25 protein-coding genes are annotated in these 25,497 nt (G+C 70.1%); 24 read left to right on the top strand and 1 reads right to left on the bottom strand.

What is annotated here, in order from left to right:
• From ACLBW1_RS20805 to ACLBW1_RS20795, 3 genes are all read left to right on the top strand, one after another.
• On the top strand, window positions 1-532 hold a 532-nt coding region (locus ACLBW1_RS20805), incomplete at its 5' end, for a radical SAM protein (protein ID WP_447813725.1).
• 14 nt (window positions 533-546) lie between these two features.
• Window positions 547-816 (top strand): biotin synthase auxiliary protein BsaP, encoded by a 270-nt coding sequence (gene bsaP, locus ACLBW1_RS20800; protein ID WP_447813724.1) that lies wholly within the window; start codon window positions 547-549, stop codon window positions 814-816.
• Entirely contained in the window at window positions 813-1,469 is a 657-nt protein-coding gene (locus ACLBW1_RS20795) for a DUF2567 domain-containing protein (protein WP_447813723.1), read from the top strand. The genes bsaP and ACLBW1_RS20795 overlap by 4 nt, the downstream gene beginning before the upstream one ends.
• On the opposite strand, the gene ACLBW1_RS20790 is transcribed toward ACLBW1_RS20795, so the two are convergent.
• Window positions 1,425-2,120: an NUDIX hydrolase gene (locus ACLBW1_RS20790; protein ID WP_447813722.1), complete on the bottom strand. Its 696-nt coding sequence runs from the start codon at window positions 2,118-2,120 to the stop codon at window positions 1,425-1,427. The two genes, ACLBW1_RS20795 and ACLBW1_RS20790, sit on opposite strands and share 45 nt — an antisense overlap.
• A gap of 146 nt (window positions 2,121-2,266) precedes the next feature.
• Here ACLBW1_RS20790 and nadA point away from each other — a divergent pair, with 146 nt between their 5' ends.
• The 21 genes from nadA to ACLBW1_RS20685 all read left to right on the top strand — a co-directional run bounded on the left by nadA (window position 2,267) and on the right by ACLBW1_RS20685 (window position 25,479).
• Window positions 2,267-3,280, top strand: a complete 1,014-nt coding sequence (gene nadA, locus ACLBW1_RS20785) for a quinolinate synthase NadA (protein ID WP_447813721.1) — start codon at window positions 2,267-2,269, stop codon at window positions 3,278-3,280.
• Complete coding sequence (nadC, locus tag ACLBW1_RS20780; RefSeq protein ID WP_447813720.1) at window positions 3,277-4,143, top strand: carboxylating nicotinate-nucleotide diphosphorylase; 867 nt, start codon at window positions 3,277-3,279, stop codon at window positions 4,141-4,143. The genes nadA and nadC overlap by 4 nt, the downstream gene beginning before the upstream one ends.
• A 136-nt stretch (window positions 4,144-4,279) precedes the next feature.
• A complete protein-coding gene (locus ACLBW1_RS20775) occupies window positions 4,280-5,332 on the top strand; it encodes an NAD(P)-dependent alcohol dehydrogenase (protein WP_447813719.1) in 1,053 nt (350 codons plus the stop codon).
• A 209-nt stretch (window positions 5,333-5,541) separates the two neighbouring features.
• On the top strand, window positions 5,542-6,888 hold the full coding sequence (gene hisD, locus ACLBW1_RS20770) for a histidinol dehydrogenase (RefSeq protein ID WP_447813718.1): 1,347 nt from the start codon (window positions 5,542-5,544) through the stop codon (window positions 6,886-6,888).
• Window positions 6,885-8,033, top strand: coding sequence for a histidinol-phosphate transaminase (locus ACLBW1_RS20765; RefSeq protein ID WP_447813717.1), 1,149 nt, complete (start codon window positions 6,885-6,887; stop codon window positions 8,031-8,033). Before hisD ends, ACLBW1_RS20765 begins: the two co-directional genes overlap by 4 nt.
• Window positions 8,030-8,671: an imidazoleglycerol-phosphate dehydratase HisB gene (hisB, locus tag ACLBW1_RS20760; protein ID WP_447813716.1), complete on the top strand. Its 642-nt coding sequence runs from the start codon at window positions 8,030-8,032 to the stop codon at window positions 8,669-8,671. The genes ACLBW1_RS20765 and hisB overlap by 4 nt, the downstream gene beginning before the upstream one ends.
• Window positions 8,672-8,685: 14 nt before the next feature.
• Window positions 8,686-9,321 (top strand): imidazole glycerol phosphate synthase subunit HisH, encoded by a 636-nt coding sequence (gene hisH / locus ACLBW1_RS20755; protein ID WP_447813715.1) that lies wholly within the window; start codon window positions 8,686-8,688, stop codon window positions 9,319-9,321.
• On the top strand, window positions 9,318-9,629 hold the full coding sequence (locus tag ACLBW1_RS20750) for a hypothetical protein (RefSeq protein ID WP_447813714.1): 312 nt from the start codon (window positions 9,318-9,320) through the stop codon (window positions 9,627-9,629). The genes hisH and ACLBW1_RS20750 overlap by 4 nt, the downstream gene beginning before the upstream one ends.
• Before the next feature lie 43 nt (window positions 9,630-9,672).
• Window positions 9,673-10,416, top strand: coding sequence for a bifunctional 1-(5-phosphoribosyl)-5-((5-phosphoribosylamino)methylideneamino)imidazole-4-carboxamide isomerase/phosphoribosylanthranilate isomerase PriA (gene priA, locus ACLBW1_RS20745; RefSeq protein WP_447813736.1), 744 nt, complete (start codon window positions 9,673-9,675; stop codon window positions 10,414-10,416).
• Complete coding sequence (locus ACLBW1_RS20740) at window positions 10,416-11,255, top strand: inositol monophosphatase family protein (protein WP_447813713.1); 840 nt, start codon at window positions 10,416-10,418, stop codon at window positions 11,253-11,255. The genes priA and ACLBW1_RS20740 overlap by 1 nt, the downstream gene beginning before the upstream one ends.
• The gene (gene hisF / locus ACLBW1_RS20735) at window positions 11,252-12,025 is read left to right on the top strand and encodes an imidazole glycerol phosphate synthase subunit HisF (protein WP_447813712.1); all 774 of its coding nucleotides are present in this window, start codon (window positions 11,252-11,254) and stop codon (window positions 12,023-12,025) included. Before ACLBW1_RS20740 ends, hisF begins: the two co-directional genes overlap by 4 nt.
• A complete protein-coding gene (gene hisI / locus ACLBW1_RS20730) occupies window positions 12,022-12,375 on the top strand; it encodes a phosphoribosyl-AMP cyclohydrolase (RefSeq protein WP_447813711.1) in 354 nt (117 codons plus the stop codon). The genes hisF and hisI overlap by 4 nt, the downstream gene beginning before the upstream one ends.
• Entirely contained in the window at window positions 12,375-12,557 is a 183-nt protein-coding gene (locus ACLBW1_RS20725) for a tautomerase family protein (RefSeq protein ID WP_045823037.1), read from the top strand. Before hisI ends, ACLBW1_RS20725 begins: the two co-directional genes overlap by 1 nt.
• Window positions 12,558-12,560: 3 nt before the next feature.
• Window positions 12,561-14,195 (top strand): anthranilate synthase component I, encoded by a 1,635-nt coding sequence (locus ACLBW1_RS20720; RefSeq protein ID WP_447813710.1) that lies wholly within the window; start codon window positions 12,561-12,563, stop codon window positions 14,193-14,195.
• Complete coding sequence (locus ACLBW1_RS20715; protein WP_447813708.1) at window positions 14,192-15,022, top strand: TIGR02234 family membrane protein; 831 nt, start codon at window positions 14,192-14,194, stop codon at window positions 15,020-15,022. Before ACLBW1_RS20720 ends, ACLBW1_RS20715 begins: the two co-directional genes overlap by 4 nt.
• Before the next feature lie 131 nt (window positions 15,023-15,153).
• The gene (gene trpC, locus ACLBW1_RS20710) at window positions 15,154-15,972 is read left to right on the top strand and encodes an indole-3-glycerol phosphate synthase TrpC (RefSeq protein ID WP_447813706.1); all 819 of its coding nucleotides are present in this window, start codon (window positions 15,154-15,156) and stop codon (window positions 15,970-15,972) included.
• A gap of 63 nt (window positions 15,973-16,035) precedes the next feature.
• Window positions 16,036-17,358 (top strand): tryptophan synthase subunit beta, encoded by a 1,323-nt coding sequence (gene trpB / locus ACLBW1_RS20705; protein ID WP_447813735.1) that lies wholly within the window; start codon window positions 16,036-16,038, stop codon window positions 17,356-17,358.
• Entirely contained in the window at window positions 17,355-18,152 is a 798-nt protein-coding gene (gene trpA / locus ACLBW1_RS20700; protein WP_447813704.1) for a tryptophan synthase subunit alpha, read from the top strand. The genes trpB and trpA overlap by 4 nt, the downstream gene beginning before the upstream one ends.
• Entirely contained in the window at window positions 18,149-19,222 is a 1,074-nt protein-coding gene (gene lgt, locus ACLBW1_RS20695; RefSeq protein WP_447813702.1) for a prolipoprotein diacylglyceryl transferase, read from the top strand. The genes trpA and lgt overlap by 4 nt, the downstream gene beginning before the upstream one ends.
• Window positions 19,223-19,382: 160 nt before the next feature.
• A complete protein-coding gene (gene gltB / locus ACLBW1_RS20690; protein ID WP_447813700.1) occupies window positions 19,383-23,969 on the top strand; it encodes a glutamate synthase large subunit in 4,587 nt (1,528 codons plus the stop codon).
• A complete protein-coding gene (locus ACLBW1_RS20685) occupies window positions 23,962-25,479 on the top strand; it encodes a glutamate synthase subunit beta (protein WP_447813699.1) in 1,518 nt (505 codons plus the stop codon). Before gltB ends, ACLBW1_RS20685 begins: the two co-directional genes overlap by 8 nt.
• Window positions 25,480-25,497: the final 18 nt, after the last annotated feature.

The following is a 25,497-nucleotide window of genomic DNA, read 5'->3' as shown; positions in this document are numbered from 1 at the left end:
GCTCGCCGCGATGGGTGTGCACCGCTACAACCACAACCTCGAGACCGCGCGCTCGCATTTCCCGAACGTCGTAACCACCCACACGTGGGAGGAGCGCGAGGGCACCCTGCGCATGGTGCGCGAGGCCGGTATGGAGGTGTGCTGCGGCGGGATCCTCGGCATGGGGGAGTCGCTGGAGCAGCGTGCGGAGTTCGCCGCCGATCTCGCGGCGCTCGAGCCCGACGAGGTGCCCCTGAACTTCCTCAACCCGCGTCCGGGCACCCCGTTCGGTGACCTCGACGTGCTGCCGGCATCCGATGCACTGCGTGCGGTGGCGGCGTTCCGTCTGGCGTTGCCGCGCACCATCCTGCGGTTCGCGGGCGGTCGTGAGATCACCCTGGGTGACCTCGGCGCCAAGCAGGGGATCCTCGGGGGCATCAACGCGGTCATCGTGGGCAACTACCTGACCACCCTGGGCCGACCGGCCGAGGCCGACCTCGACCTGCTCGTCGATCTGCAGATGCCGATCAAGGCGCTCAACGACAGCATCTGACGGCGATCCGGGAGATGGCCGTGGTGGACGACGAACGGGATCGGGGCGCGGCGACGACACCGTCGCCGCTGACCGAGCCGCTGTCGTACGCCGTCTACACGGGTATCCGGCTCGACACCCTGGGCGCCGAGAAGGTACCCGCGGCAGCGCAACTCGGCCTGGAGCCACCGCGCTACTGCGGGCAGTGCGGGCGCCGGATGGTGGTGCAGGTGGTCCCGGACGGGTGGACCGCGCGGTGTTCCCGACACGGCGCCGTCGACTCCCACGCCCTCGGGTTCGCATGACCGTCGATCCGGACGCCGGACCTCCGGTGGCACCCGTCGTGGTCGACGAGCGCATCCACACCGAACTGATCGACCCCCGCGGCATCGTCCTGCGCGCTCTGCCGATCGCCCTCGTCATCGTGGTGCTCGGGGCTGTCGGTGGCATCGTGTGGGGTCTTCTCACCCCGGGCGTCACCGGAGTCGTCGTCCGACCCGGCCAGGCCGGATCGCTGGGCGCCGACACGGTCCACCGGTTCGACGCCGTCGCCTTGTTCGCCTGCGTGAGCGGTGTCGTCGGAGTCGTCAGCGGCGTGGTGGCCTGGTGGGATCGTCGGCTGCGCGGCCCGGCGGCCGCCGTCCTCGCCACCGTCGCCCCCATGGCCGGAGCCGGTGTCGGGATCTGGCTCGGCGGTCTCGTCGCCGGTGTCCGACACGCGGGACCGGGGGACACCGCGGTCGGCGACTACTTCCAGACCGCACCGTCGCTCCGGCTGGAATCGGCGCGCCTCGACATGTTCGGCGGACTGGACCTGTCGTGGGCCCTCGTCGTCGCCGCACCAATCGGTGCCCTGATCGTGTGCCTGGTGTTGCTGCTGTGCGATCGCGCCCCCGATCTGGGCGTGCCTGCCTCAGGCGGGCGGACGCAGGGTGGCGAACTCGTCGGTGACGCGTAACCCGTTCTCGGCGAACCGGTACAGCGCCGGTGGACGACCGCCGGAGCGCCCCGTGCGTCCCGTGGTGCCGGTGGCCCCGACCACCCCGCGCCGACTGAGGATGCGCAGCAGGTTCGTCGCGTCGACCGGATAACCCAGTGCGGCACAGTAGATGTCGCTGAGCGTCGACATCGAGAACTCACGCGGCGCCAGGGCGAACGCGATGTTGGTGTAGGACAGCTTCGCGGCCAACCGGCCGCGTGCCTGGGTCACGATCGCGCGGTGGTCGAAGCTCATCGACGGCAGGTCGTCCACCGGGTGCCATCGGGTGTCGTCGGGGAGGTTCGCGGTCGAATCCGACCGCACGAGACCGAGATACGTCGAGGCGATGACACGGGGGCCGGGGACGCGGTCGGGCGCGGAGAACACCGACAGCTGCTCGATGTGGGCCACCTCGCGCAGATCGACCTTCTCGGCGAGCTGTCGACGCGCCGACGACGTGAGGTCCTCGTCGACCCCCAGTACGCCGCCCGGCAGCGACCACGTGCCCGGCTGCGGATCGCGTGCCCGTTGCCACAGGAGGACCGACAGCTGGGGAGGGCACCGTTCCAGCGGCGTCCGCACCGCGAACACGGCGCTGAGCACCTCGTGGATGATGCCCGGCGCCTCCATGGCGCCCAGTCTATGTCGATGCGACTCCCGTGCCGCGCGGTCGGCCGCGACCGGGGTGCTACATTGAGCGCAGGTTTTCGACTTGCAGTCGAAAACCACTCGACGCCGGCCCGCGATCGAGTTTCCTCGCCTGAGAAGGAGCGGTCATGACCGCTGTTGCACCCGTCGCCCCCGTCGTCGACCCGACCGGTGATCCCGGTCCGGAGTGGGCTGCCGAGGTCCGTCGACTCGCGAAGCTCCGTGGAGCGACCGTGCTGGCGCACAACTACCAGCTCCCGGCCATCCAGGACGTCGCCGACCACGTCGGCGACTCGCTGGCCCTGTCACGGATCGCGGCATCGGCGCCCGAGGACACGATCGTGTTCTGCGGGGTCCACTTCATGGCCGAGACGGCGAAGATCCTCGCCCCGGAGAAGACCGTCCTCATCCCCGATGAGCGGGCCGGCTGCTCGCTCGCCGATTCGATCACCGCCGACGAGTTGCGCGCATGGAAGGCCGACTTCCCCGACGCCGTGGTGGTCTCCTACGTCAACACCACCGCCGAGGTGAAGGCACTGACCGACATCTGCTGCACCTCGTCGAACGCCGTCGAGGTCGTCGCCTCGATCGATCCCGATCGCACCGTGTTGTTCCTGCCCGACCAGTTCCTCGGCGCGCACGTCAAACGCGAGACCGGTCGGACGAACATGCACATCTGGGCCGGTGAATGCCATGTCCACGCCGGGATCAACGGCGACGAGCTCACCGATCAGGCGAACGCGCACCCCGACGCGGACCTCTACGTGCACCCCGAATGTGGTTGCGCGACATCGGCTCTGTATCTCGCCGGCGAGGGGGCCGTGCCGAAGGAACGGGTACACATCCTGTCGACCGGCGGGATGCTCGACACCGCGCGCGCCTCGGGTGCCCGCGAGGTCCTCGTCGCCACGGAGATCGGCATGCTCCACCAGTTGCGCCGTGCGGCGCCACAGATCGACTTCCAGGCGGTCAACCCCAAGGCGTCGTGCAAGTACATGAAGATGATCACCCCCGAGGCGCTGCTGCGGTGTCTGCGCGACGGCACCGACGAGGTCCACCTCGATCGCGATGTCGCCGACGCGGCGCGGGCCAGCGTGACGCGGATGATCGAGATCGGTACCCCCGGCGGAGGCGGTGAATGAGCGATCCGTTCGCCGCCCAGGGCCTCGACGCCGCCGACGTCGCCCGGATCATCGCGACGGCGCTCGACGAGGACCTGAGGTTCGGCCCCGACGTGACCACCGCGGCGACGGTGCCCGCCGGGGCCCGGACCACCGCGGTGATCGCCAGTCGTGACCGTGGTGTCATCGCCGGGCTCGATGTCGCCCTGGCGGTGTTCGACACCGTCATCGGGTCCGAGCTCACGGTGCTCGACCGCGTGGCCGACGGGTCCACCGTCGAGGCCGGTGCGGTGGTCCTGCGCCTCGACGCGCCGACCGCAGGGCTGCTCACCGCCGAACGCACCGCGCTGAACCTGCTGTGCCACCTGTCGGGGATCGCCACGACGACCGCACGGTGGGTCGCCGAGGTCGACGGCACCGGCACTCAGGTGCGGGACAGCCGCAAGACCCTGCCGGGGCTACGGGCCCTGCAGAAGTACGCCGTGCGCGCCGGCGGCGGGGTCAACCATCGGATGGGTCTGGGGGACGCAGCTCTCATCAAGGACAACCACATCGCCGCCGCCGGCTCGGTGACCGCGGCCTGGGAGGCGGTACGGGCCGCGGCCCCCGACCTGCCCGTGGAGGTCGAGGTCGACTCGCTCACCCAGCTCGACGAGGCGCTGGCCCTCGACGCGCAACTGATCCTGCTCGACAACTTCGCGCTGTGGGAGACCCAGATGGCGGTGCAGCGGCGCAACACCCGCGCACCGCAGACGAAGCTCGAGAGTTCCGGCGGCCTGTCGATCGACGTCGCCGGTGACTACGCGCGCACCGGTGTCGACTATCTGGCGGTCGGTGCGCTGACGCACTCGGTCACCGTGCTCGACCTCGGTCTCGATCTGTAGGCGCCAAGCGGACATCTCGGGCGGCGGTCGGTGCGCTTATGCGCACGTGGGCATAAAACCGTTGACGGTTCTGTTGGTCCCTGTGTCCCGGCGCGCTGAACAGCGCGCTCCGCAAGGCCGAAAGGACACGATTTCTGTGCCAACTGTGAACGCTGTGGTCGCCACCGGAGCGACCGATCCGCTCACCATCTCGACCATCGAACGCCGCGAACTGGGACCCAAGGATGTCCGTATCGACATCAAGTTCGCCGGCATCTGCCATTCCGACATCCACACCGCTCGTAACGAGTGGAAGGGCACCCAGTACCCGGTCGTCCCCGGCCACGAGATCGCGGGGATCGTCGCCGAGGTCGGTTCCGAGGTCACCCTCCACAACGTCGGCGACCGCGTCGGCGTCGGCTGCTTCGTCGACTCCTGTGGCGAGTGCGCCCCCTGCAAGAACGGCGACGAGCAGTACTGCGAGAAGGGTGTCGTCCAGACCTACAACTCGAAGACCTACGAGGGTGAGTTCACCAACGGTGGCTACTCCGAGCAGGTCGTCGTCACCGAGAAGTTCGTCCTGAAGATCCCCGAGGGCATCGAGCTCGACGTCGCGGCACCGCTGCTGTGCGCGGGCATCACCCTGTACGCGCCGCTGAAGAAGTGGGGCGCGGGTCCGGGCAAGAAGGTCGCCATCATCGGGATGGGCGGCCTGGGCCACGTCGGCGTCAAGATCGCCCACGCCATGGGCGCCGAGGTCACCGTGCTGAGCCAGACCACGAGCAAGGAAGAGGACGGCAAGCGCTTCGGTGCCGACCACTACTACGCCACCAAGGACAACAAGGCGCTCTTCAAGGATCTGGCCGGTCAGTTCGACCTGATCCTCAACACGGTGTCGGTGAACCTCCCGCTGACCGACTACATCGGCCTGCTCGCCATCGACGGCGCGCTCGTCGAGCTCGGTGTGCCGGAGAACCCGCTCGAGGTAGCAGCGTTCGCTCTGCTGGCGAACCGACGCTCGCTGTCGGGCTCGATGGTCGGTGGCATCGCGCTGACGCAGGAGATGCTCGACTTCTGCGCCGAGCACGACATCGCCGCCGAGATCGAGACCATCTCGGCCGACCAGGTGAACGAGGCCTACGACCGTGCCGTCTCCTCCGACGTGCGGTACCGCTTCGTGATCGACACCGCGACGCTGGCTTCTGCCTGATCGCTGTGACACCGGTCACGACGTGACCTGAGATCGACCGCCGTCGGCCGTCGGAAACCACCCACACGGTGGTGACCGGCGGCCGATGTCGTCGTCTCACGGCAGGTACCCGGCGTCGAAAACGGCTGGCCGGACCCCATATCCTTGAGTGGACCGTTCAGGGTGGCCGTCACCCACCACCCCGCACCCGACCGCAGGAGACCCGCGCAATGTTGTCCCGAACCGACCTCCGAGGCCGTGCGCACACCGCCGCGGAACTCCGGCGCGCACTCCCGCGCGGGGGCACCGACATCGACTCGGTGCTGTCGACGGTCGCGCCGGTCGTCGCCGCGGTCCGTGACAACGGTGCTCCAGCGGCCCTGGAGTTCGGTGCCCGGTTCGACGGGGTGACGCCCGAATCGGTCCGTGTGCCCGCGGACATCCTCCGTCGGGCACTGGAATCGGTCGACGCGACGGTGCGGGCCGCGCTGGAGGAGTCGATCCGCCGCGCGCGGATCGTCCACGCCGACCAACGTCGCTCCACCACGACGACCGAGGTCGTCCCCGGCGGATCGGTCACCGAGAAGTGGATCCCGGTCGCCCGCGTGGGGCTCTACGTCCCCGGCGGCAACGCCGTCTACCCGTCGAGCGTCATCATGAACGTGGTTCCCGCGCAGGAGGCCGGCGTGGCCTCGCTCGTGGTCGCCTCGCCTCCGCAGGCCGCCCACGGTGGATGGCCGCACCCGACGATCCTCGCCGCGTGCGCGCTGCTCGGTGTCGACGAGGTGTGGGCCGTCGGTGGCGCGCAGGCCGTCGCGCTGCTCACCTACGGGGGCACCGATGTCGACGGCGGACAGGCCGAACTGGCCCCGGTCGATCTCATCACCGGACCCGGCAACATCTACGTGACCGCGGCGAAGCGCCTGTGCCGCAGCATCGTCGGCATCGATTCCGAGGCCGGGCCGACGGAGATCGCCATCCTGGCCGACGGCGACGCCGATGCCACCGCCGTCGCCGCCGACCTCATCAGCCAGGCCGAACACGACGTCCTCGCCGCGTCGGTGCTGGTCACCGACAGCGTCGACCTCGCCGACCGCGTCGACGCCGAGGTCACCGCACAGGTCGAGACGACCCGGCACACCGAACGTGTGCGCACCGCACTGTCCGGCGCGCAGTCGGGCATCGTCCTCGTCGACGACATCGACCACGGGATCGCCGTGGTCGATGCCTACGCTGCCGAGCACCTTGAGATCCAGACCGCCGATGCCCCCGCGGTCGCCGACCGTGTCCGCAACGCCGGCGCCATCTTCGTCGGCCGCTACTCGCCGGTGAGCCTCGGTGACTACTGCGCGGGCTCGAATCACGTCCTGCCGACGTCCGGTTCGGCCCGGCACAGTTCCGGGCTGTCCGTGCAGACGTTCCTGCGCGGCGTCCACATCGTCGACTACGACCGCGCGGCGCTCGCCGAGGTGGCACCCCACGTCGTCGCGCTCGCCCGCGCGGAAGACCTTCCCGCCCACGGTGATGCGGTCACCGCGCGCTTCGCCGACCTCCCGGCGTCGGGGAGCCCGGTGTGAGCGTCCCCGGAGCCCGGTTCTCCCTCGCCGACCTGCCGTTGCGCGAGGCGTTGCGCGGCCAACACGCCTACGGCGCGCCGCAGCTCGACGTCCCCGTCGCGCTGAACACGAACGAGAACCCGCATCCGCCGTCGCAGGCACTCGTCGACGACGTCGCCGAATCGGTGCGTGCCGCGGCGTCGGTGCTGCACCGGTACCCCGACCGTGACGCCGTCGCGTTGCGTGCCGATCTCGCCCGCTACCTGACCGGCCGCACCGGCATCGAACTCGGTGTCGAGAACCTGTGGGCGGCGAACGGATCGAACGAGATCCTGCAGCAGGTGCTGCAGGCCTTCGGTGGTCCCGGCCGCACCGCGCTCGGTTTCGTGCCGTCGTACTCGATGCACTCGATCATCACCGGCGGCACCGACACCACCTGGGTGGAGATGCTCCGGGAGGCCGATTTCACCCTCGACGTCACCGCCGCGGTGGCCGAGATCGGGCGCCGCGCAACCGATGTCGTGTTCCTCACCTCGCCGAACAACCCGACCGGGCAGTCCCTGTCGCTCGACGACATCCGCGCGGTGGTGTCGGTGGCCCCGGGCATCGTCATCGTCGACGAGGCGTACGGGGAGTTCTCCGACCGCCCGAGCGCCATCGCGCTGATCGACGAGTTCGGCGATCGTCTCGTGGTGACCCGGACCATGAGCAAGGCGTTCGCCTTCGCCGGCGGCCGCCTCGGCTACCTCGTGGCGTCGCCGGCCCTCGTCGAGTCGCTCCTGCTGGTTCGCCTGCCGTATCACCTCTCGGTCGTGACCCAGGCCGCCGCACGTGCGGCGCTGCGCCACGCCGACGAGACCTTGGCGACGGTCGCCGCGATCGTCGCCGAGCGCGGTCGGGTGGTGGCGGAGCTGACCGCGCTCGGCTACTCCGTCGTCGATTCCGACGCCAATTTCGTGCTGTTCGGGCATCTCACCGATGCCGCGGTCGCATGGCAGCGGTTCCTCGACCGCGGCGTGTTGATCCGCGACCTGCGCATCCCCGGGTATCTGCGTGCCACCATCGGCCTGGCCGACGAGAACGACGCGTTCCTGCGCGCCGCCGCCGACGTGGCCGCCGACGGCCTGCTCGCAACCGACCCCCGAACCGACGGAGCACTGCGATGACCGACACCGACACCGATCCCGGCGCATCACGGCGGACCGCCCGCGTCGAGCGCGTCACCCGCGAGTCCTCGGTCGCCGTCGAGATCGACCTCGACGGGACCGGGAAGACGAACATCTCGACCGGCGTCGCGTTCTACGACCACATGCTGACCGCGTTCGGCGCGCACGGCAGCTTCGACCTCACCATCGCGGCCACCGGCGACGTCGACATCGAGTCACACCACACCGTCGAGGACACCGCCATCGTTCTCGGCCAGGCCATCGATCTCGCTCTCGGCGACAAGCGCGGCATCCGCCGGTTCGGCGACGCGTGGATCCCCATGGACGAGGCGTTGGCCCACGCCGCGGTCGACCTGTCGGGACGGCCCTACTTCGTGCACACCGGCGAACCCGAGCACCTGCTGACCTCGGTGATCGGCGGCAACCCCGGCGTCGCCTACAACACCGTCATCAACCGCCACGTGTTCGAGACGCTCGCCACGAACGCCCGCATCGCCCTGCACGTCCGGGTGCTCTACGGCCGCGATCAGCACCACATCACCGAGGCCCAGTACAAGGCGGTCGCCCGTGCGCTGCGCGCCGCCTCCGAACCGGACCCCCGCGCCACGGGTGTGCCGTCGACCAAGGGTGCGCTCTAGATGCGGCGGCCGTCATGAGTCCCCGCGTCACGATCCTCGACTACGGGTCGGGCAACCTCCGGTCGGCGCAACGCGCGCTCGAACGCACCGGCGCGCAGGTCACCGTCACCGCCGACCGTGACGACGCCCTCGGGTGCGACGGCCTCGTGGTCCCCGGGGTCGGAGCCTTCGCCGCATGCATGGCGGGCCTCACCGCGGCGCGCGGCGACCGGATCATCGATCAGCGACTGGCCGGCGGGCGTCCCGTCCTCGGCATCTGCGTCGGCATGCAGATCCTGTTCGAGGAGGGTGTCGAGTTCGGGGTGCAGGCGGCGGGTTGCGGTGAATGGCCCGGTGCGGTCACGCAGTTGCCCGCACCGGTGCTGCCGCACATGGGATGGAACACCGTCGACGCCGGGGCCGGATCGGTCCTGTTCGACGGTCTCGACGCCGACACGCGCTTCTACTTCGTGCACTCCTACGCCGCGCAGTCGTGGGAGCTCGACAGCGACGGTTCCCGTCTCGCGCCGGCCATCACCACGTGGGCCGAACACGGTGCCCCTTTCCTCGCCGCGGTCGAGAACGGACCGTTGTCGGCCACCCAGTTCCACCCCGAGAAATCGGGGGACGCGGGTGCCGCGCTGCTCGAGAACTGGGTCCGGTCGCTGTGAGCACGGACCGGGACCGACCGGCTTCGCGTGAGTTCTCCTATGCGCGGTTGGCGCTTGCGGTGCTCGGCGCGGGGACGCTCGTGCTGCTGGTCTCGGTCCCGGTGATCTACGCGGTGACGCGGGTGTCGGCGCCCGCGGCGCTCGTGGTCGCCCTGCTGGCCGTGGCGGTGGCCATCGCCGTGATGGGGCTGGTCGCGAACCGGATGGTCGACGCGGCCGCGCGTTCGCTCGAGTCCACGCCCCAGACCTCGTCCACACAGGCCACGTCCACGCAGCCACCGCCGACGCCGTCCGATGACGAACACTGAGATCCCGCGTCCCGCGGCGACTCCCGACGAAAGGCCCCACCAGATGCCGTCCACGCTCGAACTCCTCCCCGCGGTCGACGTCGCCGACGGCCAGGCCGTCCGGCTCGTCCAGGGGGCGGCGGGGTCGGAGACGTCCTACGGATCTCCCCGCGAGGCCGCGATGGCCTGGCAGCGTGACGGCGCCGAGTGGATCCATCTGGTCGACCTCGACGCCGCGTTCGGCCGGGGCGACAACCGCGAACTCCTCGCCGCGGTGGTCGGTGAGCTCGACGTGAAGGTCGAACTGTCGGGCGGCATCCGCGACGACGACTCGCTGCGGGCGGCGCTGGCCACCGGGTGCACGCGCGTCAACATCGGGACCGCGGCGCTCGAGGACCCCGAATGGTGCACGCGGATCGTCTCCGAATACGGCGACCGGGTCGCGATCGGTCTCGACGCCGTGCACGAGGACCGCGGTTGGCGACTGCGCGGCCGCGGCTGGGTCTCCGACGGCGGTGACCTGTGGGACGTGCTCGAGCGTCTCGAACGCGACGGCTGCTCGCGATACGTCGTCACCGACGTCAGCAAGGACGGCACGCTGACCGGCCCGAATCTCGACCTGCTGCGGGAGGTCGCGCAGCGTTCGTCGGCACCGGTCGTCGCCTCCGGCGGCGTCTCGACCGTCGACGACCTCGTCGCGATCGCCGGCCTGGTGGACGCGGGCGTCGAGGGCGCGATCGTCGGCAAGGCGCTCTACGCCGGGCGGTTCACGCTGCCCGAGGCGCTGGCCGCAGTGGCCGGGCGGTGATGGCACCGACCGTCGTCGGGACGCTGCCCGCCGATGTGGACCCGCCCCGGCTGCTGTCGATCGCCGCGGGCCTGCTCGACGAGATCACCCCGCGGTTCGTCGAAGGACTCGGCGCCCCGAGCGCGGTCGACAAGGGCGGCAACGACTTCGCGACCGAACTCGACCTCGAACTGGAACGCCTGCTGGCGGCACGACTCTCCGACGCCACGCAGATCGCGGTCCACGGTGAGGAGTTCGGGGGACCCGATGTCACCTCGGGGACGGTGTGGGTGGTCGACCCGATCGACGGCACCGCCAACTACTCGGCCGGACTGCCACTCGCCGGCACCCTCGTGGCCCTGCTGCACGACGGTGCGCCCGTCCTCGGACTCACCTGGCTCCCGCTGTTCGACCGGCGCTACGCGGCGTTCGTCGAGGGCCCGGTCGTCTGCAACGGCGAGGAACTCCCACCCCTGCGCCCCACCCGCCTCGAGGACTCGATGATCGCGTTCGGCGCGTTCAACGTCGACAGCCGCGGCCGATATCCGGGACAGTGGCGGATCGACATCCTCGGCCAGCTCTCCCGACGGGTGTCGCGGCTGCGTCTGCTCGGCAGCACGGGTATCGACATGGCCCTGTGTGCGGCCGGGAACATCGGCGGCGCAGTGTGTTTCGGGCACCACGCCTGGGACAACGCGGCCGGTGCCGCCCTCGTCCTGGCCGCCGGGGGAGAGGTCACCGACCTCACCGGGGCGCCGTGGACGGTGTCGTCGCCGTCGATGCTGGTGGGCGCACCCGGGGTGCACGGCGAGCTGGCGTCGATCATCGCCGAGGTCGGTCCACCCGGGGGACGGTCATGACCGTCGCCGTGCGGGTCATCCCGTGCCTCGACGTCGATGCCGGCCGGGTGGTGAAAGGCGTCAACTTCGTCGACCTGCGCGACGCCGGTGATCCGGTCGAACTCGCCGCGGCCTACGACGCTGCGGGCGCCGACGAACTGACCTTCCTCGACGTCACCGCCTCCAGTTCGGGTCGGTCCACGATGCTCGACGTCGTACGTCGCACCGCCGATCAGGTCTTCATCCCGCTGACCGTCGGTGGCGGCGTGCGCACCGTCGCCGACGTCGATACGTTGCTGCGCGCCGGTGCCGACAAGGTGGGCGTCAACACCGCGGCCATCGCACGCCCCGAGGTGCTCGAGGAGATGAGTCGCCACTTCGGGTCGCAGTGCATCGTGCTGTCGGTCGACGCGCGCACCGTCCCCGACGGCGAGCCCCCGACACCGTCGGGCTGGGAGGTCACCACCCACGGCGGCCGACGCGGCACCGGTATCGACGCGGTCGAGTGGGCGCGTCGCGGACAGGACCTCGGGGTGGGGGAGATCCTGCTCAACTCCATGGACGCCGACGGCACCAAGAACGGTTTCGACCTGACCATGATCGGCGCCGTGCGCGCCGCGGTCACCGTCCCGGTGATCGCGAGCGGTGGGGCCGGCCGGGTCGAGCACTTCACACCCGCGGTCCGCGCCGGCGCCGACGCGGTATTGGCCGCCTCGGTGTTCCACTTCGGCGACCTGCGGATCGGCGAGGTGAAGGACGCGATGCGCCACGACGGGGTGGTGGTCCGATGAGCGGCCTCGACCCGGCGATCGAGCAGCGACTGCGCCGCACCGACGACGGTCTGGTCGCCGCGGTGGTGCAGGAGCGATCCACCGGCGAGGTGTTGATGCTCGCCTGGATGGACGCCGAGGCCCTCGCGCGGACCCTGTACACCGGCCGGGCCACCTACTGGTCGCGATCACGACAGGAATACTGGGTGAAGGGGGAGACCAGCGGACACGTCCAGGCCGTGCACGAGGTGCGCCTGGACTGCGACGGTGACGCCCTGCTGGTGATCGTCGACCAGACCGGTCCCGCCTGTCACACCGGGACGCACAGTTGTTTCGACTCCTCGCGCGCACTCGACGTGAAAGGCCCGTGATGCCCCTCATCCAGATCTCGCAGACCCCCGGATCCAGCGACCGCGTGAAGCGGGAGACCATCGCCGCGGTCACCGAGGCCTACGCCAAGGCGACCGGCAAGGACCCCGATTCGGTCTGGGTCACCATCACCGAGGTCCCCCGGTCCCACTGGGGCGTCGGCGGGGAACCGTTGGGACAATAGGGCGTGCCCACCTCCGCCCACGCGACCACGCGACGTCCATCGACCGACGGGACCACCCCGCGGGAGGTGTTCGTCGAACTCGCGCGCGACCACCGCGTCGTCCCCGTCACCCGCAAGGTGCTCGCCGATTCCGAGACGCCCCTGTCGGCGTACCGCAAGTTGGCCGGCGACCGACCCGGCACGTTTCTGCTGGAGTCGGCCGAGAACGGTCGATCGTGGTCACGCTGGTCGTTCATCGGTGCCGGATCACCCGCGGCACTGACCGTCGTCGACGGGCAGGCGCACTGGTGGGGCGCGGTCCCCGACGGCGCGCCGCGCGACGGCGACCCGCTCGTGGCGCTCGCCGAATCGCTGCGGTTGCTCGCCACCGACCGGCTGCCGGGCATGCCGCCGCTCACCGGCGGGTTCGTCGGATACCTGGCCTACGACGCGGTCCGCAGGCTCGAGAAGCTGCCCGACACCACCGTCGACGACCTGCATCTCCCGGAGATGATGATGTTGCTGGCGGCCGACATCGCGGCCGTCGACCACCACGAGGGCGCCATCACCCTCATCGCCAACGCCATCAACTTCGACGGCTCCGACGACCGCGTCGACGCGGCCTACGACGACGCCGTCGCGCGACTCGACCGCATGACCGCCGACCTGGCCGCACCGACACCGTCGACGGTGTCGACCTTCGCCACCCCCGACCCGGAGTACCGCAGCCAACGCACCCAGGAGGAGTACGGCACCGTCGTCACCGCCCTGGTCGAGGAGATCGAGGCGGGCGAGGCGTTCCAGGTGGTGCCGTCCATGCGGTTCGAGATGACGACCGACGCCGATCCCCTCGACGTCTACCGGGTGCTGCGCGCGTCGAACCCGAGTCCGTACATGTACCTGCTGCGGGTGCCCGGTATCGGTGTCGAGCAGGGGGGCCGCGAACCGTTCACCGTCGTCGGATCGAGTCCCGAGGCGCTGGTGACCGTCCACGATCAGGTCGCCACGACCCATCCCATCGCGGGTACGCGCTGGCGCGGGGCGACCGAGGAGGAGGACGTGCTGCTGGCCAAGGACCTCCTCGCCGACGAGAAGGAGAACTCCGAGCACCTGATGCTGGTCGACCTCGGACGCAACGACCTGGGGCGGGTGTGTGAACCGGGCACCGTCACGGTGCACGACTACCGGCACATCGAGCGGTACAGCCACGTGATGCACCTGGTGTCGACGGTGACCGGACGGCTGCGCGACGACGCCACCGCCCTCGATGCGGTCTCGGCGTGCTTCCCCGCGGGGACCCTGACGGGTGCACCGAAGGTGCGCGCGATGGAACTGATCGACGAACACGAGCAGACCCGCCGCGGTCTCTACGGCGGCATCGTCGGCTACCTCGACTTCGCAGGCGACGCCGACACCGCGATCGCCATCCGCACCGCGGTGATGGCCGACGGCACCGCGTACGTGCAGGCGGGTGGCGGCGTGGTCGCCGACAGCGATCCCGTCTACGAGTTCAACGAGGCGCGCAACAAGGCGCGCACCGTTCTGTCGGCGGTCGCCGCGGCGCAGACCATGCGTCGCGTGGACGGCGTGCCGACCGACGACCCGGGCGGCGACCCCGCCCGGACGAGCACCAGCGAGGAGCACGACCACACCTCATGACCGAGACGCCGAACCAGCCCCCACCCGACGACCGGGCGCCGACCGACGAGACCGCCCCACGCGCCGGGGCCGTCGATGTCGCCACCGCCGAACGCCTGCACCGACGCCGGACCCTGACCACCGCGTCGATCCTGTTGGCCGCGGCGGCCGCGGCGCTGTGGGCCGCGTCGCGACTGACATGGGCGTCGCTGTCCACCAGCGACGGGCTCGGCCCCGAACGCGGCTTCACCGTCCACGGATCGGACTGGAGCCCCTGGCTCACGCCGGTGGCGATCGTGCTCGTCGCGTCCATCGCGGCGGCGGTGTCGCTGCGCGGATGGGCGCTGCGCGTCACGGCGCTCATCGTCGCCCTCATCGGCATCCTCGGCGTGCTGCCCGCCATCTCGCTGCTCACCGGCGACAACCCCGGCGCCTACGCCGCGAAGGCCGTCGACGTGCCCGGCCGCTACCAGGTGGTGTCGGTCGAGACCCACGACCAGGCGGCGATCGTCGTCTTCGTCGGTGGCGTCATCGCCGTCGCGGCCGCGGTCGTCCTGCTGCGTGGCGCACGAGGCGCGGCACCGATGTCGTCGAAGTACCGTTCGCCGGCCGCCCGGCGCGCGGAGCTCGAGGAGAAGGTGTTCGCCGACCGCGACCGACCCGCCGACCCCGCGGCCACACCCGGCGCGCAGTCGCCCGCCGGTACCGACGGATCGGGCGACGACCTCACCGAACGCATGCTGTGGGACGCCCTCGACAACGGCGCCGACCCGACCCGGATACGACCGGATGGACGCAGCGGCGGGCCGTCCACCAGCGACGACGACCCCGGTCGTCCGACCCGATGACGCCCGCGCGCCGCGCACACCCCGCCTGAGGGCCGCCATCGGTCGCCGGGCTACCCTGTGGCGACCAGGGATGACGTGGACCACCACCCACCGACTTCCGTCCGTCACCGCCGGAAGGGGGCCGCGCACCCATGAGTACGCCGAACGTCCTCGACTCGATCATCGACGGGGTGAAGGCCGATGTCGCCGCCCGCGAGGCGGTGCTGGATTTCGCCGCCGTGAAGGCCGCCTCGGCCGCTGCTCCCGATCCGCGTGATGCCGCCGCCGCTCTTCGTGAGACCGGGATCGGTGTCATCGCGGAGGTCAAGCGCGCCAGCCCCTCTCGCGGGGAGCTCGCCGACATCGCCGACCCCGCCGCGCTCGCCCAGGCCTATGAGAGCGGCGGCGCCCGCATCATCAGCGTTCTCACCGAGGGACGTCGGTTCGGCGGATCGCTCGACGATCTCGACGCCGTCCGCGCGGCCGTACAGATCCCCGTGCTCCGCAAGGACTTCATCGTCGGGCCGTACCAGATCCACGAGGCACGGTCCCACGGCGCCGACGTCATCCTGCTCATCGTGGCCGCACTCGAACAGAACGTGCTCGCGTCGCTGCTCGACCGCACCGAATCTCTCGGCATGACCGCGCTCGTCGAGGTGCACACCGAGGAGGAGGCCGACCGTGCGCTCGAGGCCGGTGCCTCGGTCGTCGGCGTCAACGCGCGGAACCTCAAGACACTCGAGGTCGACCGGGACAGCTTCGCGCGCATCGCGCCCGGCCTGCCGACCGAGATCATCCGCATCGCCGAATCGGGCGTGCGTGGGACCGCAGACCTGCTGGCCTACGCCGGCGCGGGAGCCGACGCCGTGCTGGTCGGTGAGGGCCTGGTCACCAGCGGTGACCCGCGCGCCGCCGTGCGTGAGCTCGTGACCGCCGGAACACATCCGTCCTGCCCCAAGCCGGTACGCTGAAGCGTGTCCACCGATCACGACCTCCGTCCCTCTGCCGCCGCGAGTCCTTTCCCCACCGCGAGCATGGGCCTCTCCCAGCGCACCGAATTCGATCCCGACGCCCGCGGATACTTCGGCAGTTTCGGCGGCCGGCATGTGCCCGAAGCGTTGATGGCCGTGATCGACGAGGTCACGACGACCTACGAGAAGGTCCGCAGCGACGACGACTTCCTCGCCGAACTCGACCGCCTGCAGCGTGACTACAGCGGTCGACCGTCGCCACTGTTCGAGGCGACACGGCTGCGCGCCGCCGCCGGAGGCGCCCGGATCTTCCTCAAACGCGAGGACCTCAACCACACCGGTTCGCACAAGATCAACAACGTGATCGGTCAGGCCCTGCTCGCCCAGAGGATGGGCAAGACGCGGGTCATCGCCGAGACCGGCGCCGGACAGCACGGTGTCGCCACGGCGACGGCCTGCGCACTGCTGGGTCTCGAGTGCATCGTCTACATGGGCCGCGTCGACACCGAACGTCAGGCCCTCAACGTCGCCCGCATGCGTCTGCTCGGTGCGTCGGTGATCGCCGTCGACAACGGTTCGGCGACCCTGAAAGACGCCATCAACGAGGCGATGCGCGACTGGGTGACCAACGCGCACAACACCTATTACTGCTTCGGCACCGCGGCCGGTCCGCACCCGTTCCCGCTGATGGTGCGCGATCTGCAGCGCATCGTGGGGCTCGAGGCCCGAGCGCAGATCCTCGAACAGACCGGTGCGCTGCCTGACGCCGTCGTGGCCTGCGTCGGTGGCGGATCGAACGCGATCGGGATCTTCCACCCGTTCATCGCCGACGCCGACGTCCGTCTCATCGGTTTCGAGGCGGCGGGTGACGGCGTCGAGTCCGGCAGGCATGCCGCCACCTTCGCCGGCGGCACGCCCGGGGCGTTCCAGGGCGCCTATTCCTACCTGCTCCAGGACGACGACGGTCAGACCATCGAGTCGCACTCCATCTCCGCGGGTCTCGACTACCCCGGTGTCGGTCCCGAACACGCCCACCTGTTGGAGACCGGTCGGGCCGAGTATCGCCCGGTGACCGACACCGCCGCCATGGACGCCCTGTCGGTGCTGAGCAAGACCGAGGGCATCATCCCGGCCATCGAATCCGCCCACGCCGTCGCGGGAGCCATCGAGCTCGGCAGGGAACTCGGCGACGGGGCGGTCATCCTCGTGAACCTGTCCGGGCGGGGCGACAAGGACGTCGACACCGCCGCGCGCTGGTTCGGCCTGCTGGATCGGCCCGCCGGCAGCGACGGCAGCGGCACCACCCTCGGTGATCCCTCGAAAGCCGGCTCCTCTGGGACCGACACCGCCGCCACGCAGCCGCCCGCCCCGGGTATCGCCCCGTGAGCACGTCGCGCCTGGCCCCGGTCTTCGCGCAGTGCTCCGCCGAGAACCGCGGTGCGCTCATCGGTTATCTGCCCGTCGGCTATCCCGATGTCGCGACCTCGTTGGAGTTGGTGCGCGCGCTGGTGCACGCGGGGTGCGACATCGTCGAACTCGGCATCCCGTATTCCGACCCGGTGATGGACGGTCCGACCATCCAGGATGCCGCCGACACCGCTCTGCGCGCGGGTACCCGCGTGCGCGACGTGTTCGCCGCGGCCGAGGCCGTCGCCGACGCCGGGGGAGCCCCGGTGGTCATGTCGTACTGGAATCCTTTGCTGCGCTACGGGGTCGACGCGTTCGCCCGTGACCTCGCCGCCGCCGGTGGCCGCGGTCTGATCACCCCCAACCTCATCCCCGAGGAGGCCGACGGCTGGCTCGCCGCGGCCGGCGAGCACTCGCTCGACCCGATCTTCCTCGTGGCGCCCTCATCGACCGAGGAACGCCTGGCGATGACCGTCGACTCGAGTCGCGGGTTCGTCTACGCGGCCTCGACCATGGGTGTCACCGGTGCCCGTGATGCCGTCTCGAACGCCGCTCCCGGCCTGTGCAAGCGGATCCGCGAACACTCCGACATCCCGATCGGCGTCGGGCTGGGTGTGCGCAGTGGAGCCCAGGCCGCCGAGATCGCCTCCTACGCCGACGGGGTCATCGTCGGATCCGCTCTCGTCAGCGCCGCCGCAGAGGGTGTCGAGGCGGTCTCCACCCTGGTGGAGGAACTGGCCGCGGGAGTGCGTTCGGCTACTGTGGCACGGTGACCGCCCCCGCTGTCCTGGCCTACATCCCGAGTCCCTCACAGGGTGTCTGGTACCTCGGTGGCTTCCCTCTCCGGGCGTATGCGCTGTGCATCATCGTCGGCATCGTGGTCGCGGTCTGGTGGGGTAGCAAGCGCTGGCAGGCACGTGGTGGCCGCGACGGCGAGGTCCTCGACATCGCGATCTGGGCAGTCCCGTTCGGACTCATCGGCGGCCGCCTCTACCACCTGGCCACCGACTGGCGGACATACTTCGGCGACGGCCCGAAGACCCCGATCGATGCGTTCAAGATCTGGGACGGCGGTCTCGGCATCTGGGGTGCGGTGCTGTTCGGTGCGCTCGGCGCCTGGATCGGGGCGCGCCGCGCCGGAATCTCGCTGCCGGCCATGGGTGACGCGATCGGACCGCCGATCCTGTTGGCGCAGGCCATAGGTCGGCTGGGGAACTATTTCAACCAGGAACTCTACGGCGCGCACACCACGCTGCCCTGGGGCCTGGAGATCTACGAACGCGTCGATCGCAACGGCAACGTCGGGCCGGGGCTCATCGACGGCACGTCCACCGGGACCGTGGTCGACGTCGTCCAACCGACGTTCCTCTACGAACTGATCTGGAACGTCCTCGTCGTCATCGCGCTGGTGGTGATCGACCGCCGGTTCCGGATCGGCCACGGCCGTCTGTTCGCGCTCTACGTCGCCGGGTACTGCGCGGGCCGGTTCTTCATCGAACTCCTCCGCGAAGACCAGGCCACCCACATCTTCGGCATCCGGATCAACGTCTTCACCGCCGTCATCGTCTTCTGCTGCGCGGTCGCATACGTGATCCTCGCCCGCAAGGGTCGCGAGTCACCGAGCGAGATCTACCGCGGTGATGCCGGGCCCGATCCGGTCACCGACGACGACACCACAGACGAGACCGACGCCCGCGCAAGCGGCACGGAGGACGGCGACGCGGGCGACACCGACGCCGGACCACCCGGGCCCGCGACATCGGACACCGTTGCGCCCACGGCGCACACCGACGAGCCCGGGGCCGACACCGACGAGACCAGCGGGACCCGAACCCCGTCCTGACACCGTCTCCGAAACACACCCGACGTCTGCGCGATCCCGGTGTTAGCATCGGATTTCGCGACCGATGCATCGTTCGCGTACCCGTAACTCCCGCAGGCCGGTGCAGTCCTGAGGACCCATCCCTGATGGCCCGCCAGGCCTGTCGTGGAGGTTGCCACCGGTGTTGTTCTCCGCATTCCCGCCCGCCCAGGGTCTCTACGATCCCGACGCCGAGAGCGATTCCTGCGGCGTCGCGATGGTCTGCGACATCCACGGCCGGCGCTCGCACGGCATCGTCGCCGACGCCCTGCTGGCGCTGGAGAACCTCGATCACCGTGGCGCGGCCGGCGCCGAGACGAACAGCGGCGACGGCGCGGGGATCCTGATCCAACTGCCCGACGCACTCCTGCGCGAGTGCGCCCCGTTCGCGCTTCCCGATCCCGCCCTGTCGGGAGACCACACCTACGCGGCAGGCGTCTGTTTCCTGCCCGTCGAGTCGTCCGCGCGCGGCGCGGCGATCGCGAGGATCGAGTCGATCGCCGCGGAGGAGGGCGTCACCGTCCTCGGCTGGCGCGACCTGCCGACCGACGCCGACCGGGCCGACCTCGGCACCACCGCCCGCGGTTGCATGCCGCACAAGGCTCAACTGTTCGTGACGGTCGACACCGCCGACGGCACACCCAGGCCCGCGGGCATCGATCTGGACCGCATCGTCTACCCGTTGCGCAAGCGGGCCGAGCAGATCGACGACACGATCGAATCACAGGGCAGCGGAGTGTATTTCGCGTCGCTGTCGAGTCGCACCATGGTGTACAAGGGCATGCTCACCACCACCCAGCTGCCGCTGTACTACGCCGACCTCCGTGACGAGCGGTGCGAGAGCGCCATCGCCATCGTCCATTCGCGGTTCTCCACCAACACCTTTCCCTCGTGGCCGCTGGCGCATCCGTTCCGTTTCGTGGCGCACAACGGGGAGATCAACACCGTGCGCGGCAACCGCAACCGCATGCGGGCCCGCGAGGCGATGCTCGACAGCGACCTCATCCCGGGTGATCTCCGGCGTCTGTTCCCGATCTGCACACCCGACGCGTCGGATTCCGCATCCCTCGACGAAGTCCTCGAACTGCTGCACCTCGGCGGCCGCAGTGTCGCGCACAGCGTGATGATGATGGTCCCCGAGGCCTGGGAGAACGTGGCCGACATGGACCCCGACCGGCGGGCGTTCTGTCAGTTCCACGGGTCGCTGATGGAGGCATGGGACGGCCCGGCGTGTGTCACCTTCACCGACGGCACCGTGGTCGGAGCAGTGCTCGACCGCAACGGACTGCGGCCCGGCCGGTGGTGGCAGACCCGCAGTGGACGGGTGGTGCTCGCGTCCGAGGCCGGCGTCCTCGACATCGCCGTCAGCGACGTCGTGGCCAAGGGGCGACTCGAGCCGGGACGGATGTTCCTCGTCGACACCGCCATCGGACGCATCGTGGACGACGAGGAGATCAAGTCCGACCTCATCGGCGCCGCCCCGTACGCCGAGTGGTTGCACGCGGGGCTGCTGGAGATCGCCACCCTTCCCGACCGACCGCGCTTCGTACCCACCCACGAATCGGTGGTGCGCAGGCAGGTGTCGTTCGGCTACACCGAAGAAGATCTGCGAATCCTGTTGACACCCATGGCCGCCGGCGGCACTGAGCCGCTGGGGTCGATGGGCACCGACACCCCCGTCGCGGTGCTCTCGCGCCGGTCCCGGCTGCTGTACGACTACTTCGTCGAACTGTTCGCTCAGGTCACCAACCCGCCGCTCGATGCGATCCGCGAGGAGATCGTCACGTCGATGGCCAGGGTCATGGGCCCCGAACACAACCTCCTCGAGCCCTCGGCGGCGTCGTGCCGACAGATCGTGTTGCCGTGGCCGGTCCTCGACAACGACGAGTTGGCCAAGATCGTCCACATCGACGACGACGGCAACCACCGAGGCCTGTCGGCCCGTGTCCTGCGCGCGCATTTCGAGATCGGCGGCGGCGGAGAGGCACTCGGCCACGCTCTGGAGGATCTGCGAACGCGCGCCTCGCAGGCCATCGCCGACGGGCACTCGACCCTGGTGATCAGCGACCGCGAGGCCGATCGCGACCACGCGCCGATCCCGTCGCTGCTGGCGGTCTCCGCGGTCCACCACCACCTGGTGCGCACCAAGGAGCGCACCCGGGTCGCACTCGTCGTCGAGACCGGCGACGCCCGCGAGGTACACCACGTGGCGTTGCTGATCGGATTCGGCGCCGCGGCGGTGAACCCCTACCTGGCGTTCGAGTCCATCGAAGACCTCATCCGCGAAGGCGAGCTGACCGGCGTCGCCGCCACCGCGGCGGTACGCAACTACCTGCTCGCGTTGGGCAAAGGCGTGCTCAAGGTGATGAGCAAGATGGGGATCTCCACCGTCAGTTCCTACACCGGTGCACAGTGTTTCGAGGCCGTCGGACTGTCGTCGGAGCTCGTCGCCGAATACTTCACCCGCACGGTGTCGCGGATCGAGGGTGTCGGGTTGGCCGAGCTCGCCGAGGAGGTGGCGATCCGACACCGCCGGGCCTTCCCCGACAACCCCACCGAGCAGGTCTTCCGCCGCCTCGATGTCGGTGGTGAGTACCAGTTCCGTCGTGAGGGGGAGCTGCACCTGTTCACCCCCGAGACGGTGTTCCTGCTGCAGCACGCGACCGCCTCCGGCAAGGCGGAGGTCTACCGCCGCTATTGCGATGAGGTGAACCGTCTCTCGGCCGAGGGCGGTACGTTGCGTGGACTGTTCGATTTCGTCGCGGCCGGTGACGGCACGAGCGGACGCTCGCCGGTGCCGATCGACGAGGTCGAGTCGGTGGAGTCGATCATGACCCGCTTCAACACCGGCGCGATGAGCTACGGCTCCATCTCCGCCGAGGCCCACGAGACGATGGCCATCGCGATGAACCGGATCGGTGGTCGATCGAACTCCGGAGAGGGCGGCGAGGACACCGATCGGCTGTACGACCCGCAGCGGCGCAGTGCGGTCAAGCAGGTCGCCTCCGGCCGATTCGGGGTGACCAGTGACTACCTGACGAACGCCACCGACATCCAGATCAAGATGGCCCAGGGCGCCAAACCCGGTGAGGGTGGGCAACTCCCGGCATACAAGGTGTACCCGTGGATCGCCAAGACCCGGCACTCCACACCCGGCGTCGCGCTCATCTCGCCGCCACCGCACCACGACATCTACTCGATCGAAGATCTCGCACAGCTCATCCACGACCTCAAGAACGCCAACTCCGGCGCACGCATCCACGTGAAGCTCGTCTCGGCGGTCGGTGTGGGGACGGTCGCGGCGGGGGTGTCGAAGGCGCACGCCGATGTCGTGTTGATCTCAGGCCACGACGGTGGGACGGGTGCGTCGCCGCTGACCTCCCTCAAACACGCAGGCACGCCGTGGGAGATCGGACTCGCCGACGCGCAGCAGACGTTGATGCTCAACGGGTTACGTGACCGCATCACCGTCCAGTGCGACGGTGCGCTGCGCACCGGCCGCGACGTGATGGTGGCCGCGCTCCTCGGGGCCGAGGAGTTCGGGTTCTCCACCGCACCGCTCATCGTGGCCGGCTGCATCATGATGCGCGTCTGCCACCTCGACACCTGTCCGGTGGGGGTCGCCACGCAGAACCCGGTGTTGCGCTCACGGTTCACCGGTCAGGCCGACCACATCGTCACCTTCTTCCGGTTCATCGCCCAGGACGTCCGCGAACACCTCGCGATGCTCGGCTTCCGGTCCATCGACGAGGCTGTCGGTCGAGCCGATGCGCTGCACACCGCCGACGGTGTGGCGCACTGGAAGAGCAGGGGCATCGACCTCTCGCCCATCTTCGCGATGCCGGACGTGCCGGGTGCACGCCGCCGCGTCGGCGAGCAGTACCACGCCCTCGACAAGGCCCTCGACCAGACGCTCATCCAACTCGCCGAGGGGGCACTCGAGGACGCGCACCCGGTGACCCTCCACCTGCCGGTCCGCAACGTCAACCGCACCGTGGGGACGCTGCTCGGCGCCGAGGTCACCCGTCGGTACGGTGCCGCGGGCCTCGCCCCCGACACCATCCGGGTGAACCTGACTGGTTCGGCCGGGCAGTCGCTCGGCGCGTTCCTCCCACCGGGCATCACCATCGACCTGCGCGGCGATGCCAACGACTATGTGGGCAAGGGCATCTGCGGCGGCACCGTGATCGTGCGGCCCGATCCCGACGCGTCGTTCGTCGCCGAGGACCAGGTGATCGCGGGCAACACGTTGCTCTACGGGGCGACCTCGGGTGAGGTGTACCTGCGTGGCCGCGTCGGGGAGCGGTTCTCGGTGCGCAACTCCGGTGCCACCGCCGTCGTGGAGGGGGTGGGCGACCACGCGTGCGAGTACATGACCGGTGGCCGGGTCGTGATCCTCGGGCCCACCGGCCGGAACATGGCCGCGGGCATGTCGGGTGGGATCGCGTTCGTGCACGATCTCGATCCGGCGAAGGTCAACACCGCGATGGTCGCGCTGCAACGGCCCGACCCCGACGACCTCGCCTGGTTGCGCGAGACGATCAGCAGACACACGGAGCTGACCCGGTCCGGGGTCGGTGCATCCCTGCTCGCCGACTGGCCGCGACGGTCTCAGGCGTTCACCAAGGTGATGCCGACGGATTACCAGCGCGTGCTCGACGCCGCGCGGATGGCGCAGGCGGAGGGTCGCGACGTCGACTCGGCGATCATGGAGGCGGCACGTGGCTGACGCACGCGGATTTCTCACCGTCGGCAAGCGCGAGGACCGCGCCCGCCCGGCGGCCGAGAGGGTGCACGACTGGGCCGACGTCTACGAGCATCCCGACCCGCCCGCGCTGCGCGAGGAGGTCTCCGAGCAGGCGCGGCGATGCATGGACTGCGGCATCCCCTTCTGTCACTCCGGCGGGGCGGGATGTCCTCTGGGCAACCTCATCCCCGAGTGGAACGACCTCGTCCGTCGCCGCCGGTGGGACGCCGCCGCCGACCGTCTGCACGCGACGAACAACTTCCCGGAGTTCACAGGCAAGATCTGCCCCGCACCGTGCGAGTCGGCGTGCGTCCTGTCGATCGCGGAGGAGACCACCGGGGGCAGCGTCACAATCAAGCGGATCGAGAAGTCGATCGCCGAGGTGGCCTGGCAGGAGGGCATGGTCGAGCCGAAGATGCCCGCGGTGCGATCGGGTCGATCGGTGGCCGTGGTCGGTTCGGGCCCCGCCGGACTCGCCGCCGCGCAGCAGCTGACCCGGGCCGGACACGACGTCACCGTCTACGAACGCGACGACCGCCTCGGAGGGCTGCTGCGGTACGGCATCCCCGAGTACAAGCTGCAGAAGTCCGACATCGACCGGCGGCTGGCCCAGATGCGCGCCGAGGGCACCGACTTCCGGACCGGTGTGGACGTGGGCGTGGATCTCGGTGTCGCCGACCTGCGCGCGCGACACGACGCGGTCGTCCTCGCCGTCGGGGCGCTCGCCGCACGCGACAACGTGGTCCCCGGACGTGAACTCGACGGGGTCCATCTGGCGATGGAGCACCTCGTCCCCGCCAACCGCGAGTGCGAGGGCGACGGACCGAGCCCGATCACCGCCCGCGGCAAGCACGTCGTGATCATCGGCGGCGGCGACACCGGCGCCGACTGCCTGGGCACCGCGCACCGCCAGGGTGCGGCGTCGGTGACCCAGCTTGACTACAACCCCGAACTCCCCGCCACCCGTGACGACGGGCTCTCGCCGTGGCCCACGTGGCCGCTGGTCATGCGGACGTCGTCATCGCACCACGAGGGCGGCGACCGCCGGTATCAGGTCGCTGTGCAGCGGTTCCGAGGGGACGCCGGCGGGAAGGTCACCCACCTCGTGCTCGCGGAGGTGGAGGTCCGGCGCGACGCCGACGGGGGCCGCACGGTGGTCCCGGTCGGTGACGACTTCGAGATCGCCTGTGATCTCGCGTTGTTCGCCATCGGTTTCGAGGGTGTGGAGCCGATGGCGCTGCTCGACGACCTCGGGTTGTCCACGACACCCCGCGGGACGCTGTCCTGCGGGAGCGGATGGCAGACGGCGACGGACGGTGTGTTCGTCTGCGGCGACGCCCACCGTGGCGCGTCGTTGGTGGTGTGGGCGATCGCCGAGGGGCGGGCGGCGGCACGTGGTGTCGACGAATTCCTCATGGGCGCCTCCGATCTGCCGGCCCCGGTCCATCCGGGTGCGCTGCCGCTGTCGACCGCGCGTCTTTCCGCGAGATGACATGTTGGCGCTGTGATG

This window comes from Williamsia sp. M5A3_1d (genome assembly GCF_053345315.1).
The sequence above is the reverse complement of the archived record's forward strand: the minus strand, read 5'-3'. Positions and strand labels throughout refer to the sequence as shown.